Consider the following 15,598-nt stretch of genomic DNA (forward strand, 5'->3'; position numbering starts at 1 on the left):
AACAGGAGATCCTGGGAGGACGGCAGATGCAGCTTTTGCAAAACGGACGCTTCGCGGTTTCGACATGGTCGCTGCATCGTTTGCTCGGTGCCGTCCATGCCTATAGCCCGGATCCCGACAAAAGCGCGGCGCCGAAGGAACCCTACGGTCCCGGCGGCGCGGCACTGATCGACGTGCCGGCGATGCTGGCGGCGCGCGACATCAACCGGCTGGAGATCTGCTCCTTCCATCTGCCGAGCCTCGATCCCGCCTATCTTAGCGAACTCAGCGACGCGATGACGGCGTCGAACGTGCTATTCCAGACACTGCTCGTCGAGGACGGCGATCCCAGCCATGCCGGGACGGCCGAGCGCGACATCGGCTGGATCGCGGAGTGGATCGGCATCGCGGCGGCCCTTGGGGCGCAGAGAATGCGTGTCATCGCCGGCAAGCAGAAGCCGACTGAGGAAAACCTTGACCGTGCGGCCCGCCAGCTCAACTGGCTGGCCGAGAAGGCGGAAGGCAGCGGCGTGCGTATCGTCGTCGAGAACTGGTTCGACCTCTTACCGTCGCCGGTCGAAATGAACTGGCTGCTCGACCGGCTGGATGGCAAGGTCGGGCTCAACGGCGACCTCGGCAACTGGTCGGCACCTGCGAAATATGCCGGTCTGGCCGATATCATGCGCCGGGCGGAAATCTGCCACGCCAAGGCCGATTATAATGCCGGCGGTCTCGATGCAGACGATTACCGCATGTGCCTGGAGATGTGCGAAAGGGCCGGTTATGCCGGCCCCTTCACGTTGATCTACGATTCGACCTTCTTCGCTGACGAATGGGACGGCATCCTGCTGCAAAAGACCTTCATCGAGGATTTTCTGCGCGACGCGCCGGCGCGCCGAACGGCTTGAACCGGAGCGTTCCCGTTATTCTTGGCGCGGGAACCGCTGGCTTTCCTCCAGCACGTTCAGATCCATGTGGTTGCGCATATAGCGCTCCGATGCTTTCTGCAGCGGCTGATAATCCCATGGGTAATAGGCGCCGTTGCGCAGCGCCGCGTAGACCACCCAGCGGCGGGCCTGGCTTTCGCGCACGGCCGCGTCGAAAGCGGCAAGGTTCCAGCGCCGGCTCGCCTGCTCGACAAGCTCTGCCAGAATTTCGGCATGGGCCAGGTCGGCTGCCAGATTTTCGCGCTCTTGCGGATCTGCCTCGAGATCGAACAGCATCGGCGGGTCCTTTTCGCAGAGCGAGAGCTTGTATCGGCCGTCCCTGATGCAGACGAGCGGCGCCTCGGAGCCTTCGGCGGCATATTCCATCGGTACCGGGCCGCGGCTGCCGGTGCCCTTCGCAAGGCTTGCGAGATCCTGGCCTTCAGTCCACGGCTTCAGCGACGCGATATCGATGCCGGCCAGACCGGCAAGCGTCGGCGTCACATCGAGGGTAGAGACGGGCTGGTCGATGCGCTTCGGCGTCCAGCCGGGGGCTGCGATCATCAGCGGCACGCGGGACGATCCTTCGAAGAAGTTCATCTTGAACCAGAGGCCGCGATCGCCAAGCATGTCGCCATGGTCGGACACGAAAAGGATGATGGTGTTCTCGGCCATACGGCTGCGTTCCAGCACACCGAGAAGCTCGCCGATCTTGTCGTCGACATAGGAGATATTGGCGAAATAGCCGCGTCTTGCCCGCCTGATCTGCTCTTGGCTGATGTCGAACGCATCGTGGTCGCAGGCTTTCATCAGGCGCTGAGAATGAGGATCCTGCCGCTCGAAGGGGATTGCCGCGACCGCCGGGTCGAGGGCCGGGCAGTCCTCATAGAGATCCCAGAATTTGCGGCGCGCGACATAAGGATCGTGCGGATGGGTGAAGCTGACGGTCAGGCACCAGGGGCGCTCGTCATGGCCGCGCGAGAGATCGTAAAGCTTGCGCGTGGCGTGATATGCGACTTCGTCGTCATATTCCATCTGATTGGTGATCTCGGCGACGCCGGCGCCGGTCACCGAACCGAGGTTGTGATACCACCAGTCGATGCGCTCGCCGGGCTTGGTGTAATCGGGCGTCCAGCCGAAATCGGCTGGATAGATATCCGTCGTCAGGCGTTCTTCGAAACCGTGAAGCTGGTCGGGGCCGACGAAGTGCATCTTGCCCGACAGCGCCGTCTGGTATCCGGCCGCGCGCAGATGGTGGGCATAGGTCGGGATATCGGAGGCAAATTCCGCCGCATTGTCATAGACGCGCGTCCGGCTCGGCAATTGCCCGGACATGAAGGAGGCTCGCGCCGGCGCGCAGAGCGGGCTTGCCGTATAGGTATTGGCGAAACGCACGGAGCGGCCGGCCAGTGATTTCAGGTGCGGCGCGTGAAGAAAATCGGCGGGACCATCGTGAAAGAAGGTTCCATTCAGTTGATCCACCATCAGGATGAGGATGTTCGGGCGCCCCATGTCAATTCCCTTTGCTATTTGAAGATTTTATTGAAGCGCCTATTGTGAGAGCTGTAAAGACAGCTTTTTTCGATGGCCACCCAAAGGTATTTTTATGTCAGATCACCCACCTGAGCTCGGATGGATGCGCCTCTTCGTCGAAGTTGCACGGCTCGGGAGTTTTTCGGCGGCTGCAACGCTTCTCGGGCTGACCCAGCCTGCTGTGAGCTACCAGATCCGCCGGCTGGAGCAGCAGTTCGGCGTCAACCTGCTTCGCCGCCAGCATCGCGGCGTCAAACTGACCGCGGAAGGCGAGCGCCTTCTCGCGGTCGCTGCCAAGGCGGTCGGCGACATCGATGCGCTCGCCCGCAGTTTCCGTGTCGAAGCCGAGAGGCCGGTCGTCAGGCTCAGGACCGACTATGCTTTCTCGGCGCTTTGGCTGATTCCCCGCATGGATGGCTTTCGACGTCTGCATCCGGAAACGGACATACAGATCGTCGCGACGCAGAGGCTTGCGGCCGGATTTCGCGACGAAGCCGATGTCGCGGTCGTTTTCGGTACGCGGACGGAGTTCGAAGCCGTCGGCACCCTTCTGTTGCCGGAGAGGGTCGTGCCCGTCTGCACGCGGGGATTCCTCGATCGCAACGGACCCTTCGACGATCCAGGGCAATTGGCCGGGGCGAGGCTCATCCATCTCGACGCACCGCTGCCATCGCCCTGGTTCGACTGGCGCACGTATTTTGCCGAATTCTCCATCCTGCGCGGCGCCCATGCCGGCCGCGGTGATATCAGCTTCAATACTTATTCATTGGTCGTTCAGTCCGCGCTGAGCGAGCAGGGCGTGGCGCTCGGCTGGATGGGGCTCGTCGACACACTGCTTTCGGCAGGCATGCTGCTGGAAGCCGGCCCGTCGCTGGAGGCTCGAGACCGCGGTTACTGGCTGGTGCCTCCGCGATCTCCAAACGTCCACAGCGAAAGGCTCAGCACATGGCTGTCGGATGAGGTGAAGAAGAATGATTAGCGACGGTTGCATTTCTCCTCGGAAGAAGCCTTGTCATTGGCGATGGCGATCGACATTGTGGGCCGAATCCCTAGCGGAGGTGACTAAAGCATGCGAACCATCGGATATGTCGTCGGCCTGCTTATGGTCGTATTCGGGCTGATCTGGATCGGGCAGGGAAGCGGCTATTTTCCCTATCCGGCATCGAGTTTCATGATTGCCCAAAAGATCTGGATGCTCTGGGGCGCCATTCTGGCGGCGGCAGGCATCGTCGTGATGGTCAGCATCTCGCGGCTTCGCCGCAGAGGATGAATTGGCCGCTTGGCGGCAACCGGCCGCTGACGGCCTGTCGAATGAGGAGAATGGCATGAGCGCAGCTGAAATCGACGGTTTTGCCGACCGCATCAGGAAGCACCAGGCCGGTATGATCTCGGCCTGGGTCGGTATCCCCGACGCCATGCTCGTCAACCATCTGGCGCAGGAAGCTTTCGACGCCGTCGTCTTGGATATGCAGCACGGCATGTGGGACATGCAGTCGGCGGCAAATGCCGTTGCTCAGGCGCGTCTTGCCGGCAAGCCGGCCATCGCGCGCATTCCGGTCGGCGATTTTGCCTCCGCATCGCGGCTGCTTGATGCCGGGGCCTCCGGTGTCATTGCGCCGATGATCAATTCGGCCGAGGATGCACGAGCCCTGGTCAGGACGACGAAATATCCGCCGCTCGGCGAGCGCAGCTGGGGACCGTCCCTGGCGCTGAATCATAGCGGTCTGGCGGCGGACGCCTATCTGAAGACTGCCAACGAGCTCACCGTCGCTATCGCCATGATCGAGACCCGCGCGGCGCTCGACGCGATCGACGGCATTCTTGGTGTAACCGGCATCGACGGTATTTTTGTCGGCCCGGCCGACCTTTCGATCGCTCTGTCGAACGGCGATCAGGTGGCGCCGAATGCGGCCGAGATCGACAGCGCCATGCAGCACGCGGTTGCGCGCTGCCGCGCCCATGGCAAATTCGCCTGCGCCTATGCCGGCGATGGCGAGCGGGCCGGCGAACTGCTGAAGTTCGGCTTTGATCTGGTCACCGCCGGCGCCGAGACCATACAGCTGCGCGCCGGTGCCCGCCGCGCCATCAATGCCGCCCGCAGGATCGCTTCGGGCAGCTGATCTTCGTCAGCGGGCCGGCTTGATCGCCAGCCAGATGACGTGGCGGGCGCCGCCGCGTTTGCCGTTGGCGCGGGTGTTGACCGCTTCGACGGAAAAGCCGCTGTCCTTGAGGCGGCGGGTGAAATCCGTATCGGGGCCGGACGACCAGACGGCGAGCACGCCGCCGGAGCGAAGCGCGTCGCGGGCGGCGCGCAGCCCGGCGAAATCGTAGAGCCGGTCGTTGGATTTGCGGGTCAACCCGTCCGGGCCGTTGTCGACATCGAGCAGGATCGCGTCATAAGCGTTCTTGCCGGCGCGGATTGCCTCGCCGACATCCCCCTGATGGATGCCGACGCGGGGATCGTCGAGGCAGCCCTTGAACACCTCGGCCATCGGCCCGCGCGCCCAGGCGACGACGGCTGGCACCAGTTCGGCGACGGTGACACCGGCATCTTCGGGAAGGACGGCAAGAGCGGCGCGCAGGGTGAAACCCATGCCGAGCCCGCCGATCAGCACCTTCGGCTTCGGATGCGTCTTGATCCGCTCCCAGGAAAGCGTGGCAAGAGCTTCTTCCGAGCCGCTGAGACGGCTGTTCATCAGCTCGTTGGCGCCGAGCATGATCGAGAACTCGCCGCCGCGCTGCTTCAGGCGCAACTCGCCGCCTTCGCCGGGAATGGTCGCGGAATCGAGTTGGATCCAGGGCAGCATGACAGTTTCGCCTTCAAATGAAGAAAGGCTCCCCTAGCACAGGCAGATGAGCGAAACCAGCAAACCGGCGTCAGACCATCCGCATAAAATGACACGGCTCCACCTCGGCGACAGCGTCCTGCGGTGCGGCCGAACGGCGGCGGATATCCTCGACCTCGTCGGGCCTCAGGCGCGCCTTCGGATCGTCGAAACGGACGTCGGGATCGGGCACGGCCGAGAGCAGCAGCCTGGTATAGGGATGCAGCGGATTGTCGATCACTCGGGCGGTGCTGCCCCATTCGACGATCTGGCCGGCATACATCACGGCGATGTCCTCGGCGACATAACGGGCGGTGGCGATATCATGGGTGATGTAGAGCAGGCCGAGATTCATCTCCCGCTTCATCTCGTTCAACAGGTTGAGCACGCCGAGGCGCACGGAGACATCGAGCATCGAGGTCGGTTCGTCCGCCACGATCACTTCCGGTTTGACGGCAAGGGCGCGGGCGATGTTGACGCGTTGGCGCTGGCCCCCGGAGAGTTCATGCGGATATTTCGGCGCGACGAGATCGGGATCGAGCCTGACGCGCTCCAGCAGTTCGCGGATCGTCGCGTCGATTTCAATCCCCTTGATATCGGGGCGATGCAGTTTCAGCGGCCGACGGAGATGGTGCGCGATGGTATGGGCGGGGTTCAGCGAAGCGAAGGGATCCTGGAAGATCATCTGCACGGAGCGGCGGTAGCGGGCGATTTCAGCGGAATTCGCCGTCTCGACCGGCCGGCCCTTGTAGAGGATGCGGCCCGATCTCGGCAGATATTCGCGCATCGCCATGCGGGCGCAGGTGGTCTTGCCGCTGCCGGATTCGCCGACGAGCGCCAGCGCCCGGCCAGCGCGCAGCGAAAACGAGATGGAGCGGGCAGCATAAACGACAGATGCACCGTGGCCGAAGGTCTTTGTCACCGTGTCGAGCGCAAGGATGGCTTCGCTCATAGCAACACGCCTCCATGCAGCGAGGGGAAGGAAGCCCACAGCTTCTTCGTGTATGCGTGCCGCGGCGTTCGGTAGATCGCTTCGGCTGTGTTTTGTTCCACCAATCTGCCGGACAGCATGATGCCGATGCGGTCGCAGAACTGCACCATCAGCCCGAGATCGTGGGTGATGAAGAGGACGGAGAAGCCGAAGCTGCGGCGCAGCTCGTTGATGCGCTGCAGGATTTCACGCTGGACGACGACGTCGAGCGCCGTCGTCGGCTCGTCCATGATGACGAGCTTCGGGTCGAGCGCCATGCAGATGGCGATGACGATGCGCTGGCGCATGCCGCCGGAAAACTGATGCGGATAATCGCGCATGCGATCCGGCGCGATGTCCACGAGCGTCAGCATCTCGGCGGTGCGCTCGCGGGCTTGCGCACGGCTCATGCCTTTATGGGTCCGCAACACGTCATAAAATTGCGCCTCGATGCGCAGCACCGGGTTCAGCGAATTCATGGCGCTCTGGAATACCATGGCGACTTCGCGCCAGCGGAAGGCGGCAAGCGCCTGCCGGTCGAGGCTGAGCACGTCGCGGCCGTCGAGCAGGATGCGGCTCTCCTTGCGGATCAGCGCCGGCGGCCTGTGCAGGCGGCTGATGGCGAAGGCGATGGTGCTCTTGCCGCAGCCGGATTCGCCGGCAAGGCCGAAGACCTCGCCGGGCGCCACATCGAAGCTGACATCGTCGACGGCGCGAAAATCCTTCTCCTCGCCGATATAGTCGATCGAGAGCTTTCTCACCGAGAGCAGCGGCTGCGTCACAGGCGGCCCTCCCCGGAACGGACGAGCAGCGACCAGCGCTTCAGATGATTGCCGGTACGCAGCCTTGGATTGGCGATCTCGTCGACGGCGAAGTTCAGGAGTGACATTCCGATGCCGAGGAAGGCGAGCGCGAAGCAGGGGGTGAGAATATCCCACCAGGCGCCGACCGAAAGCGCCGAGGCCTTCTGAGCATTGTAGAGCATCGTGCCCCAGGAGATCGCGCGGGGATCGCCGAGGCCGAGAAATTCCAGCGTCGCCTCGGTGATGATAGCGAAGATGACGCTGCCGATGAAATTGATGCCGACGATCGATATCACATTGGGGAAGATCTCGAATGTCATGATGCGCCATTGCGGCTCGCCCATCATCTCGGCCGATTTGACGAAATCCTTGTGTTTGACGGAAAGCGTCTCGGCGCGTGTGACGCGGGCGCCCCAGGCCCAGGAGGTGGCGCCGAGGATGAGCGCAATGACCAGCGGGCTCGCTTGGCCGATGAATGCGGCGAGCACGAGCAGCAGCGGCAGGTTGGGAACGACCAGCACCATATTTGTGAAGAAGCTGATGATCTCGTCGGTCTTGCCGCCGCGATAGCCCGCGATGATGCCGAGCGCGGTGCCGACGAGGGTGATCAGCAGACCGGCGCCGAAGCCGACGGCGAGCGAGGTGCGGGCGCCGTAGAGCAGGCGGGCGAAGACATCCTGGCCGATGCGGGTCGTGCCGAGCAGATGATCGAGCGTTGGCGCCTGGTGCGGCCGCCCGGTGCGGGCGGCGGGATCGTATTGGGACAGCAGCGGCGCTGCGATCGCAACGATGACGATGAAAGCGATGATGACGAGGCCGGTGAGCGCCTTGCGGTTTCGAAGCAGGGTCTTCATCTCACGCTCCCTTCAGCCGCGGGTCGAGCATGACATAGCTGACGTCGACGATGAAATTGGCGATCAGCATGGTCGCGGTCATGATCAGCAGCTGGCCCTGGATGACGGGGTAATCGCGGGCGAGGATCGCCTGGTAGAGAATATTGCCGAGGCCGGGATAATTATAGACGACCTCCGTCACCAGCGAGCCGCCGAGGATGGTGCCGATGGCGATGGCAAGGCTGGAAACGGTCGGCAGCAGGGCGTTGCGCGCCGCATACCAGAGCATCACATGGCGGTCGGACAGGCCTTTGGCGCGGGCCATGACGATATAGTCCTCGCCGAGCAGGTTGATCATGTTGTTGCGCATGGTGACGGTGAAGCCGCCGATCAGCACGGTGCAGAGCGTCACCATCGGCAGGATGCCATGATAGGCGACGCTGCCGATATATTGCAGGCTGAAGGCCGGATCGAGCGAGGGATCGGCCGCATAGCCGTTTGGGAACCAGCCGAGCGTGAAGCCGAAGATGAACAGCACGATCAGCGAGGTGACGACGGCCGGCACCGAGGTCGCAAAAATCGCGCCGACGGAGACGATGACATCGAATCTGCTGCCACGCCGCCAGGCGGCGAGGATGCCGAGCAAGGTGCCAAGCGCGAAGCTGATGAGCGTTGCGGTTCCCATCAGTCCGACGGTCCAGACGAGCGCATGGCCGAGCACCGAGGTGACCGGCAGCGGGAAATATTTGATCGAGCGGCCGAGATCGCCGGTGAAGATGCTGCCGAGATAGGTGAGATATTGCTGCCAGAGCGGCCCGTCGACGAAGCCGAAGGTGAGCTTCAGCGCCTGCAGGCTTTCCGGCGGCAGTTCAGTGCCGGCGCTCGCAAACATGATCTGCACGGGATCGCCCGGCATCAGCCGGGGCAGGAAGAAATTGATCGTCGCTGCCGCGATGAAGGCCGCCATATAGAAGACGAGACGGCGAAGCAGGAAAGCCATGGAAACTCCGTCGTGGCGGGAGCGGCGTTGAAAGCACCGCTCCCGGGATCAATGCCTTACTTGACCGGCTCGAGAGCGAGCAGGTTCAACAGGCGTGCCGGATTGGTGCGCGAAATCGACGGATTGACGAAGGGGTTTTCCTTGGTCGACCAGCCGGTGAAGCGCTTGGTGTTGTACTGGTACCAGTTCGGATTGTTGAACACCGGAATGACAGGCATGTTTTCGGCGACGATGCGCTGCGCCTTGTTCATCGCGTCCTTCTGCTTGGCGAGGTCGGCGGTATGGGTGAATTCGACGACGAGCTTCTCGACATCGGGATTGAACCAGCGCTGGGCGGTGAAGCGGGTCTTGCCCTTGTCCGAGGCGCTGAAGGCGCGCTTGTAGGGATAATAGGGCGAGGCCGAGGCCGGCAGGCTGTTGATCGCCGCATCGAAGCTGCCGTTGATGAGGTTGCCTGTCCAGACGGCTTCCTCCGGCGTTTCGATCTTGGCGTCGATGCCGACCGCCTGCATGCCTTCGACGGCGATGTTGACGGTGTCGACCCAGTCCGTCCAGGAATTCGGAACGATGATCGAGAAGGAGATCTTCGTACCGTCGGGATTGTCGCGGAAGCCGTCGCCGTCCTTGTCCTTGTAGCCGGCTTCGTCGAGCAGCGCCTTGGCGGCGTCGGCGTCATACGTCGCGAACTTGCCGAAATCGGCCTTGACCGACGGATCCGCCCAGCTTTTGTAAAGCTCGCCCATCAGGCCGGGATCTTCGTTCAGCGTCGGATAGCCGTAGCCGGCGACGTCGATCATCGTCTTGCGGTCGAGCGCCATGCCGAGCGCACGGCGAAACTTCACATCGTTGAAGGCCTTCTTGTTGTTCTCGTTCGCGGTTTCCAGGTTGAACAGGAAGGCGACCATGCTGCTCGGCGAATACCAGTAGTGGAAATGTTCCGGATCCTTGGAGACATAGACATTATCAATATCGGGGATGAAGGAGACGCCCCAATCGAGCGTGCCGTCGGCCGTTGCCGTCAGGATCTGGTTGTTGTCGGCAAGCTGCGGGAAACGGATGCAATCGACCTTCAGGTGCTCATTGTCCCAGTAGTTGGGATTGCGGCACTGATCGTAGGTCTGACCGGTGAAACGCGGCACCTCGGTCAGCGGGCCGCTGCCGACCGGGTTTTCGTTGGCGAAGGTGACCGGGTCGGCGACATCCTTCCAGACATGTTCGGGGACGATCGGCAGCTGCGAGATCTGCTCGGCGGCGAGCGAGCTCGGATTGGCGAGCGTGAAACGCACCGTCTGGCCGTCGACGGCCTGGACGTCGGTGACGAAGGTCCAGATGCTGACGAAGTCGAGCGCCGGGAATTTCTTCAGGTAATCATAGGTGAACTTGACGTCGGCTGAGGTCAGCGGCTTGCCATCAGACCATTTCAGGTCGGGGCGCAGCTTGAATTCGATGCTCTTCAGGTCGTCAGAAAGTTTGAAGCTTTCGGCCAGGCGATAGACCGGCTTGTTGCTGTCGAAGCGGTTGAAAATAACCAGCGGCTCGTAGATGAAATCGAGCGTCGACTGGCGCGCCGATGTCTGGTTGAACGGGTTGAAGTTGCGAACCCAGGTCGTCGCCGGTTCGATATTGGCCGTCAGGATCGTCTGCGCCATGGCAGAGCCGGAAAGCAGCGACAGCGCGGCGGCGATAAGAAGATATTTTTTCATGTTTTATTCCCCTTCTTTTATACGGTGAGAGTTGGCGCGCCAGTCAGGAGACCAGCGCGCTTGCAAATATGTCTTCGACTTCGGCATGGGCGGCCCGATAGTCGATCTTGAGATTGCCGAGACGGGCCTTGCCGGCGGCGATCCGCTGCAGTGCGGCGGCGGTCAACGGGCGCGCCGCCTTGGCGGCTGCTTCGCTTTCCCTGACGTCGCCATGGCTGTGGAGCGCGATGTCGAAGCCGGCGTCGAGCACCTGTTTGACGCGTTCCGGCAGGGTGCCGGAGAGCGACTGCATGAAGATGCAGTCGGAGATCAGCACGCCCTCGTAACCCAAGTCCTTGCGGATCACGTCGTGCATGATCGGCGAGACGGACGCCGGCAATTCCCTGTCATAGGCCGAGTAGACGACATGGGCGACCATCGCCCAGGGTGTGTCATTCAGCGCGATGAAGGGCTTGAAATCGGTGGCAGCGAGCGTCTCGCGGCTGGCGTCGACGACCGGACGCTCCTTGTGGGAATCGAGCGTCGCCCGGCCATGGCCGGGAATGTGTTTCATCACAGGCATGTTGCCGGTCTCGAGCAGGCCGTCGACCACCTCGCGGCCGAGGGCGGCGATGACATCGGGATCGGGGCCAAAGGAGCGGGCACCGATGACCGCGCTCGTCGTCTCGAAGACGAGGTCGAGAACGGGTGAGCAGCCGCTGGAAAGACCGAGTTCCGTCATCATCGCCCCCATGGCCTGGGAGGAAAGGCGTAATGCCTTTTTGCCGAGCTGGAAATCGCGGCGCGCCAGTTCGGCGAACTGGCCGAAGCTGCGGAACAGCGGCCAGGGACCGGCATCAAGGTGCTGGACGCGGCCGCCCTCCTGGTCGGTGAAGACGGGGGCGTCGTCGCGGCCGACCGCTTCACGGAAGCGTTCGATCAGCCGCTTGGTCTGCTCCGGCTCGCGCTGATTGCGCCGGCCGACGAAGAGGCCGAGCGGATTGGTCTCGCGAAACAGCGTAAATTCATCATCCGAAAGAACCGGATTGGGAAGGCCGACGAAAAGGGCGAGCGGGGTCGAGGACAAGTCTATAGCTCCGGTATCAGATGATCATTTCGGCGTGCTTTCAGCATGCCTTCGTAGATGCCCTTGTCGGGGGCCGGGATGGTAATTGCGCCTGCGGTCCTGGCGTAAAATTCGACCGGGCCGGCATCGCCGATAAAGGCATAGGCATGGCCGAGCGCTTTCATGGTCTGAAGGCAGGCGGAAAACAGCGCGAGCCCGATGCCCTTGCCGCGCGCTTGCGGGTCAACGCCGGTCGGTCCGAAGAAGCCGCGTGCCGTCGTGTCGTAGCAGGCAAATCCGAGCAGTTCTCGACCTTCGACGGCGATCAGGCAGGCGACGGGCTGGCGGGAGAAGGCGACCGAGACCTCGCTTGCCCAGTTCTCGCTGAACCGTTCGCGAACCCAGTTGACGACGAGATGCAGTTCCGGGGGGAGGGCCGGGCGGCTGGCGACGCCGACGTTGTCGGCTCGCTGTTTCAGCTCGGCAAGCTTCGCGGAATACAGGCTCACAAGCAGGTCTGGCACCCGACATTCCTCCTGTAATTCCGTAGTTACGGAATATATATCCCTCTTATGTCATAGACTTGGCCATCTCGCCGGGCTTGTCAACAGGGTTTTTCAATCGTCGCCAGTGATGCAGCGCTTTGGCGCGGCACAGGCGAAAACGGCCCGGGGAGACCGGGCCGTTCGATGAGAGCTGTTCGTCGATTTGAGCGCTTATGCGCCATCTTTCCAGAGTGCATGAAAATGCTGTACCGGACCGTGGCCTGAGCCGACGGTAAGGTTTCCGGCCGCCGCGACCGCGCCGGCCAGGTAATCCTTGGCGATGGCGACCGCCTCTCGCGCCGAGGTGCCCTTGGCGAGCTCGGCCGCCAGCGCGCTCGAAAGCGTGCATCCGGTGCCGTGGGTGTTCTTGGTCGGCACGCGCTGGGCTTCGAACCAGTGCAGGCCATCGGCGGCGGCCAGCACGTCGGGGCTGTCGTCGCTATCGAGATGGCCGCCTTTGACCAGGACGGCGGACGGGCCGAGGGCGCGCAGCCGTTCGGCCTGCGCCGCCATGTCAGCCCGGTTCGTCGCGACCGGCTGGTGCAGCAAGGCGGCGGCCTCCGGCAGGTTCGGGGTCAGCAGCGTGGCAAGCGGCAGCAGCCGGAGGGTCAGCACGTCGACCGCTTCGGGTGCGAGCAGCGCGGCACCGCCTTTGGCGATCATGACGGGATCGAGGACGACAGGAATGCCGTGTCCGTTGTCTGTTGCTGCGGCCAGAGCTTTAGAAAGTGCGGCGGCGACGGCCTCGGCGATCTCGGCATTGGCGATCATGCCGATCTTGACCGCATCGACGCGCACATCGGCAAAGACGGCATCGATCTGGTCGGCGACGAATGGAGGCGGCACCAGATGCACGCCGGTGACCCCTTGGGTGTTCTGCGCCGTCAGTGCGGTCAGCACCGCCATGCCGTAGACGCCGCGCGCGGAAAAGGCCTTGAGATCGGCCTGGATGCCGGCGCCGCCGGAGGGATCGGAGCCGGCGATGGAAAGAACGTTGCGGATCATGCCGGAACCTTTCGAATTTCTGCAGCGATGCGGCGGGTGGCGGCTTCCGGATCCGGCGTGCCGCAGACGGCTGAGACGACGGCAAGCCCCTTGGCGCCGGCGGCAAAGACATCGGCCACATGCTCCGCCTTCAACCCGCCGATGGCGACGGACGGCACCGGCGAGACCTGCACCAGCCTGGCAAGACCGTCAAAGCCGATCGGCTGCTTGTGGTCGGCCTTGGTCGGCGTCGCAAATACCGGGCCGACGCCGGTATAATCGACGAGATCGGGATCGACGGCGGCCGCGAGCGCCTCGGTCTCGACCGAGAGGCCGAGGATCATGTCGGGGCCGATCATTTCCCGCGCAGTGCGCGCATCCATGTCCTCCTGGCCGATATGCAACCCGTCGGCGCCGATGGCGATCGCCGCCTCGACATCGTCATTGACGATGAGGCGGGTGCCGGTGCCATCGAGCGCCTGTTTCAAGGCGCGGCCGGTCTCGATCATCCCCAGCGTGCCGGCTCTTTTGTCGCGCAGCTGCACGATCGTCGCGCCGCCGGCAACGGCAAGCCGGGCGGTCTCGACCATGCCGATCGGGGCGCAGAGATCCGGATCGAGCACGAGATAGAGCGAAAGGTCGAAAGCCTTCATGCAATCGATACCCTGGCTCTCGCATCCAGCGCTTCGCCGTCGAGCGCGGCCAGCGCATCGAGGAAGCGCCAGGCGAACGAGCCGGGGCCGGCCGCCCCGAGTGCGGCATCTTCGCCGGCGACGGCAAAGGTTGCGAGTGCTGCGACCGTCGCCCCGAACAGATCCTCTGGCACTGTGGCGGCGAAGGCGCCAACGAGGCAGGTGAGCGAGCAGCCGAGCGCGGTGACCTGCGGCATCAGCACCGATCCGCCCTTGATGCGCACCGCCCTGGCGCCATCGGTCACGAAATCAACGACGCCGGTGACGGCGACGATGGCCTGCTGCCGCTCCGCGAGCCGACGAGCCGAATCCTCCGCCTGCTCGACCGGATCGCGGCTGTCGACGCCCTGGCCGCGGCTCTCCCCGCCGGCAAGCGCGATGATCTCGGAAGCATTGCCGCGGATGATCGTGGGCTTCAGCGCCAGCAGATCGGTGACCGCTTGGCGGCGAAAGGCGGTCGCATAATGCGCCACCGGATCGAGCACCCAGGGTTTGCCTGATGAGGCTGCCGCCTTGGCCGCCGCCTGCATGCCGTCGAGCCATTGCGTCGACAGCGTGCCGATATTGACGGTCAGCGCGCTCGCGATGCCGGCGAATTCGCCGGCTTCCTCAGCCGCATGCACCATGGCGGGCGAAGCGCCTGAGGCAAGCAGGACATTGGCCGCGACGTTCATGGCGACATAATTGGTGATGCAGTGGACGAGCGGCGGCTTTTCGCGCATCGCCTCCAGCATGGCTCCCGAGGTGGTCTTGCTCTGCATGGCGCCCCTTTCAGGCGGGGCAGGCGCGGGGCGCGTCGACGGCGATGCCCCGAGCGACTCCCTCCGCCGGCATTATCCGGTTCAGGTTCGAAGGGTTCTTCTCAGCCCGCCTGTCGACGAACGCCCCTGTCTCTCATCCCGCTCTTTTTCGCAGAGAACGACGCGGCTGTCATCCCGAAAATAGCGTTCCGCCTGCCTTCCGACAAATCTGGTTGAACGCATCACAGCGTTCCTCAACTTAAATCATGCAGATCCGTCGTAATTGCCGGCCCGATCGAAAACTCCGAAAAACGCACCGTCAACCCGCTTCGCTCCGGCGTGCACGCGGTCGGCCCAACCTCGTATCGGCCGGCAGCGGGGAAGGGCGCTAACCGCAGTAGCGGCCAGCGGCTGCCGTCGCGGGAGGCCTGGATACGCAGGGCGCCGCCTGCGAGGGTGACGCGGATGCGGAAATCTTTGAGTTCCTTGAAAGGCTGCGACACCGACCAGTCGGACCTGCCGTCGGTGACGACGGTGCTCAGGAAGGCCTCGCCGTCGGTGAATTCGACGCCTGTCTTGACCCAGCGTTTTTCGTCGAGGCGCACCATCAGGCCGGCCTGGTCGTAAAGGGTGCGGAACTCGCCTTGTACGCGGATCTGCGCGGTGAAGCTCTCGGTCGTCGGGAAGGCGAGGAAGTGGCCGCTGTCGCGGGTGAAGCCGTAATAGGTTTCCCGCCAGAAATCGGTCTTTTCGCCTGTTGTCAGCGTCAGGCCGGTTGCGTCGGCGTGCCAGCTTTCCGGTTCGTTCCGCCATTTTCCGTCGTTGAAATCGATGCTCATTCCATCCTCGCTCTATTGAAGCCGTGGCGCTGCCGATTCTTCACGCTCGCATAATGCGCGAGCTTCGGGCAGGCGGCTAGCCGCACACGCGGTTCGGTGCTGTTTGCCGCTGCGACCTCGTCTCACGACATAATCCACGGCTTCCGCTTGACACGATCATTTCATCTCTTATTCTGTTACA

The 15,598-nt window shown here is 63.3% G+C and carries 17 protein-coding genes and 1 riboswitch; of the genes, 4 read left to right on the forward strand and 13 right to left on the reverse strand.

Features of this window, described 5'->3' with window-relative positions; translation table 11 throughout:
* Positions 1-26 precede the first annotated feature (26 nt).
* Positions 27-887: a sugar phosphate isomerase/epimerase family protein gene (locus tag N2597_RS30010; RefSeq protein ID WP_096763534.1), complete on the forward strand. Its 861-nt coding sequence runs from the start codon at positions 27-29 to the stop codon at positions 885-887.
* 15 nt (positions 888-902) lie between these two features.
* On the opposite strand, the gene betC is transcribed toward N2597_RS30010, so the two are convergent.
* Positions 903-2,417, reverse strand: a complete 1,515-nt coding sequence (gene betC, locus N2597_RS30015) for a choline-sulfatase (protein WP_183598088.1) — start codon at positions 2,415-2,417, stop codon at positions 903-905.
* Between the two features lie 94 nt (positions 2,418-2,511).
* On the opposite strand from betC, the gene N2597_RS30020 reads away from it, so the two are divergent.
* The 3 genes from N2597_RS30020 (at position 2,512) to N2597_RS30030 (ending at position 4,558) form a co-directional block, all read left to right on the forward strand.
* A complete protein-coding gene (locus N2597_RS30020; protein ID WP_183598090.1) occupies positions 2,512-3,417 on the forward strand; it encodes a choline sulfate utilization transcriptional regulator in 906 nt (301 codons plus the stop codon).
* 90 nt (positions 3,418-3,507) lie between these two features.
* Entirely contained in the window at positions 3,508-3,708 is a 201-nt protein-coding gene (locus N2597_RS30025; protein WP_010032807.1) for a hypothetical protein, read from the forward strand.
* A gap of 55 nt (positions 3,709-3,763) precedes the next feature.
* Entirely contained in the window at positions 3,764-4,558 is a 795-nt protein-coding gene (locus tag N2597_RS30030) for an HpcH/HpaI aldolase family protein (protein ID WP_077989653.1), read from the forward strand.
* Between the two features lie 6 nt (positions 4,559-4,564).
* On the opposite strand, the gene N2597_RS30035 is transcribed toward N2597_RS30030, so the two are convergent.
* The 12 genes from N2597_RS30035 to N2597_RS30090 form a co-directional block, all read right to left on the reverse strand.
* Positions 4,565-5,245, reverse strand: a complete 681-nt coding sequence (locus N2597_RS30035; protein ID WP_096763537.1) for a spermidine synthase — start codon at positions 5,243-5,245, stop codon at positions 4,565-4,567.
* Between the two features lie 70 nt (positions 5,246-5,315).
* Positions 5,316-6,215 (reverse strand): ABC transporter ATP-binding protein, encoded by a 900-nt coding sequence (locus N2597_RS30040; protein WP_077989651.1) that lies wholly within the window; start codon positions 6,213-6,215, stop codon positions 5,316-5,318.
* Positions 6,212-7,015, reverse strand: a complete 804-nt coding sequence (locus N2597_RS30045) for an ABC transporter ATP-binding protein (RefSeq protein WP_077989650.1) — start codon at positions 7,013-7,015, stop codon at positions 6,212-6,214. Before N2597_RS30045 ends, N2597_RS30040 begins: the two co-directional genes overlap by 4 nt.
* On the reverse strand, positions 7,012-7,890 hold the full coding sequence (locus N2597_RS30050) for an ABC transporter permease (protein WP_183598092.1): 879 nt from the start codon (positions 7,888-7,890) through the stop codon (positions 7,012-7,014). Before N2597_RS30050 ends, N2597_RS30045 begins: the two co-directional genes overlap by 4 nt.
* Before the next feature lies 1 nt (position 7,891).
* Complete coding sequence (locus tag N2597_RS30055) at positions 7,892-8,869, reverse strand: ABC transporter permease (protein WP_183598094.1); 978 nt, start codon at positions 8,867-8,869, stop codon at positions 7,892-7,894.
* 56 nt (positions 8,870-8,925) lie between these two features.
* Positions 8,926-10,572, reverse strand: coding sequence for an ABC transporter substrate-binding protein (locus N2597_RS30060; RefSeq protein WP_077989647.1), 1,647 nt, complete (start codon positions 10,570-10,572; stop codon positions 8,926-8,928).
* 43 nt (positions 10,573-10,615) lie between these two features.
* Positions 10,616-11,638, reverse strand: a complete 1,023-nt coding sequence (locus N2597_RS30065) for a glycoside hydrolase family 3 N-terminal domain-containing protein (protein ID WP_183598096.1) — start codon at positions 11,636-11,638, stop codon at positions 10,616-10,618.
* A gap of 2 nt (positions 11,639-11,640) precedes the next feature.
* The gene (locus tag N2597_RS30070; protein WP_183598098.1) at positions 11,641-12,141 is read right to left on the reverse strand and encodes a GNAT family N-acetyltransferase; all 501 of its coding nucleotides are present in this window, start codon (positions 12,139-12,141) and stop codon (positions 11,641-11,643) included.
* Positions 12,142-12,333: 192 nt separating this feature from the next.
* The gene (gene thiD, locus N2597_RS30075) at positions 12,334-13,167 is read right to left on the reverse strand and encodes a bifunctional hydroxymethylpyrimidine kinase/phosphomethylpyrimidine kinase (RefSeq protein WP_183598100.1); all 834 of its coding nucleotides are present in this window, start codon (positions 13,165-13,167) and stop codon (positions 12,334-12,336) included.
* The gene (gene thiE, locus N2597_RS30080; protein WP_183598102.1) at positions 13,164-13,799 is read right to left on the reverse strand and encodes a thiamine phosphate synthase; all 636 of its coding nucleotides are present in this window, start codon (positions 13,797-13,799) and stop codon (positions 13,164-13,166) included. Before thiE ends, thiD begins: the two co-directional genes overlap by 4 nt.
* Positions 13,796-14,599, reverse strand: coding sequence for a hydroxyethylthiazole kinase (gene thiM, locus N2597_RS30085; RefSeq protein WP_183598104.1), 804 nt, complete (start codon positions 14,597-14,599; stop codon positions 13,796-13,798). Before thiM ends, thiE begins: the two co-directional genes overlap by 4 nt.
* A gap of 41 nt (positions 14,600-14,640) precedes the next feature.
* A riboswitch (TPP riboswitch) is annotated at positions 14,641-14,737 on the reverse strand.
* A 95-nt stretch (positions 14,738-14,832) separates the two neighbouring features.
* Complete coding sequence (locus N2597_RS30090) at positions 14,833-15,417, reverse strand: DUF1349 domain-containing protein (protein ID WP_096763543.1); 585 nt, start codon at positions 15,415-15,417, stop codon at positions 14,833-14,835.
* Positions 15,418-15,598: the final 181 nt, after the last annotated feature.

This window comes from Rhizobium sophoriradicis, assembly GCF_025200795.1.
Classification (GTDB): domain Bacteria; phylum Pseudomonadota; class Alphaproteobacteria; order Rhizobiales; family Rhizobiaceae; genus Rhizobium; species Rhizobium sophoriradicis.

Bases quoted from the DNA above. Each gene is read 5' to 3' on its own strand.
- thiE (WP_183598102.1), bottom strand. From the start codon at position 13,799: ATGAAGGCTTTCGACCTTTCGCTCTATCTCGTGCTCGATCCGGATCTC.
- N2597_RS30010 (WP_096763534.1), top strand. From the start codon at position 27: ATGCAGCTTTTGCAAAACGGACGCTTCGCGGTTTCGACATGGTCGCTG.
- N2597_RS30040 (WP_077989651.1), bottom strand. From the start codon at position 6,215: ATGAGCGAAGCCATCCTTGCGCTCGACACGGTGACAAAGACCTTCGGC.
- betC (WP_183598088.1), bottom strand. From the start codon at position 2,417: ATGGGGCGCCCGAACATCCTCATCCTGATGGTGGATCAACTGAATGGA.
- N2597_RS30035 (WP_096763537.1), bottom strand. From the start codon at position 5,245: ATGCTGCCCTGGATCCAACTCGATTCCGCGACCATTCCCGGCGAAGGC.
- N2597_RS30020 (WP_183598090.1), top strand. From the start codon at position 2,512: ATGTCAGATCACCCACCTGAGCTCGGATGGATGCGCCTCTTCGTCGAA.
- thiD (WP_183598100.1), bottom strand. From the start codon at position 13,167: ATGATCCGCAACGTTCTTTCCATCGCCGGCTCCGATCCCTCCGGCGGC.
- N2597_RS30055 (WP_183598094.1), bottom strand. From the start codon at position 8,869: ATGGCTTTCCTGCTTCGCCGTCTCGTCTTCTATATGGCGGCCTTCATC.
- thiM (WP_183598104.1), bottom strand. From the start codon at position 14,599: ATGCAGAGCAAGACCACCTCGGGAGCCATGCTGGAGGCGATGCGCGAA.
- N2597_RS30025 (WP_010032807.1), top strand. From the start codon at position 3,508: ATGCGAACCATCGGATATGTCGTCGGCCTGCTTATGGTCGTATTCGGG.
- N2597_RS30050 (WP_183598092.1), bottom strand. From the start codon at position 7,890: ATGAAGACCCTGCTTCGAAACCGCAAGGCGCTCACCGGCCTCGTCATC.
- N2597_RS30030 (WP_077989653.1), top strand. From the start codon at position 3,764: ATGAGCGCAGCTGAAATCGACGGTTTTGCCGACCGCATCAGGAAGCAC.
- N2597_RS30090 (WP_096763543.1), bottom strand. From the start codon at position 15,417: ATGAGCATCGATTTCAACGACGGAAAATGGCGGAACGAACCGGAAAGC.
- N2597_RS30060 (WP_077989647.1), bottom strand. From the start codon at position 10,572: ATGAAAAAATATCTTCTTATCGCCGCCGCGCTGTCGCTGCTTTCCGGC.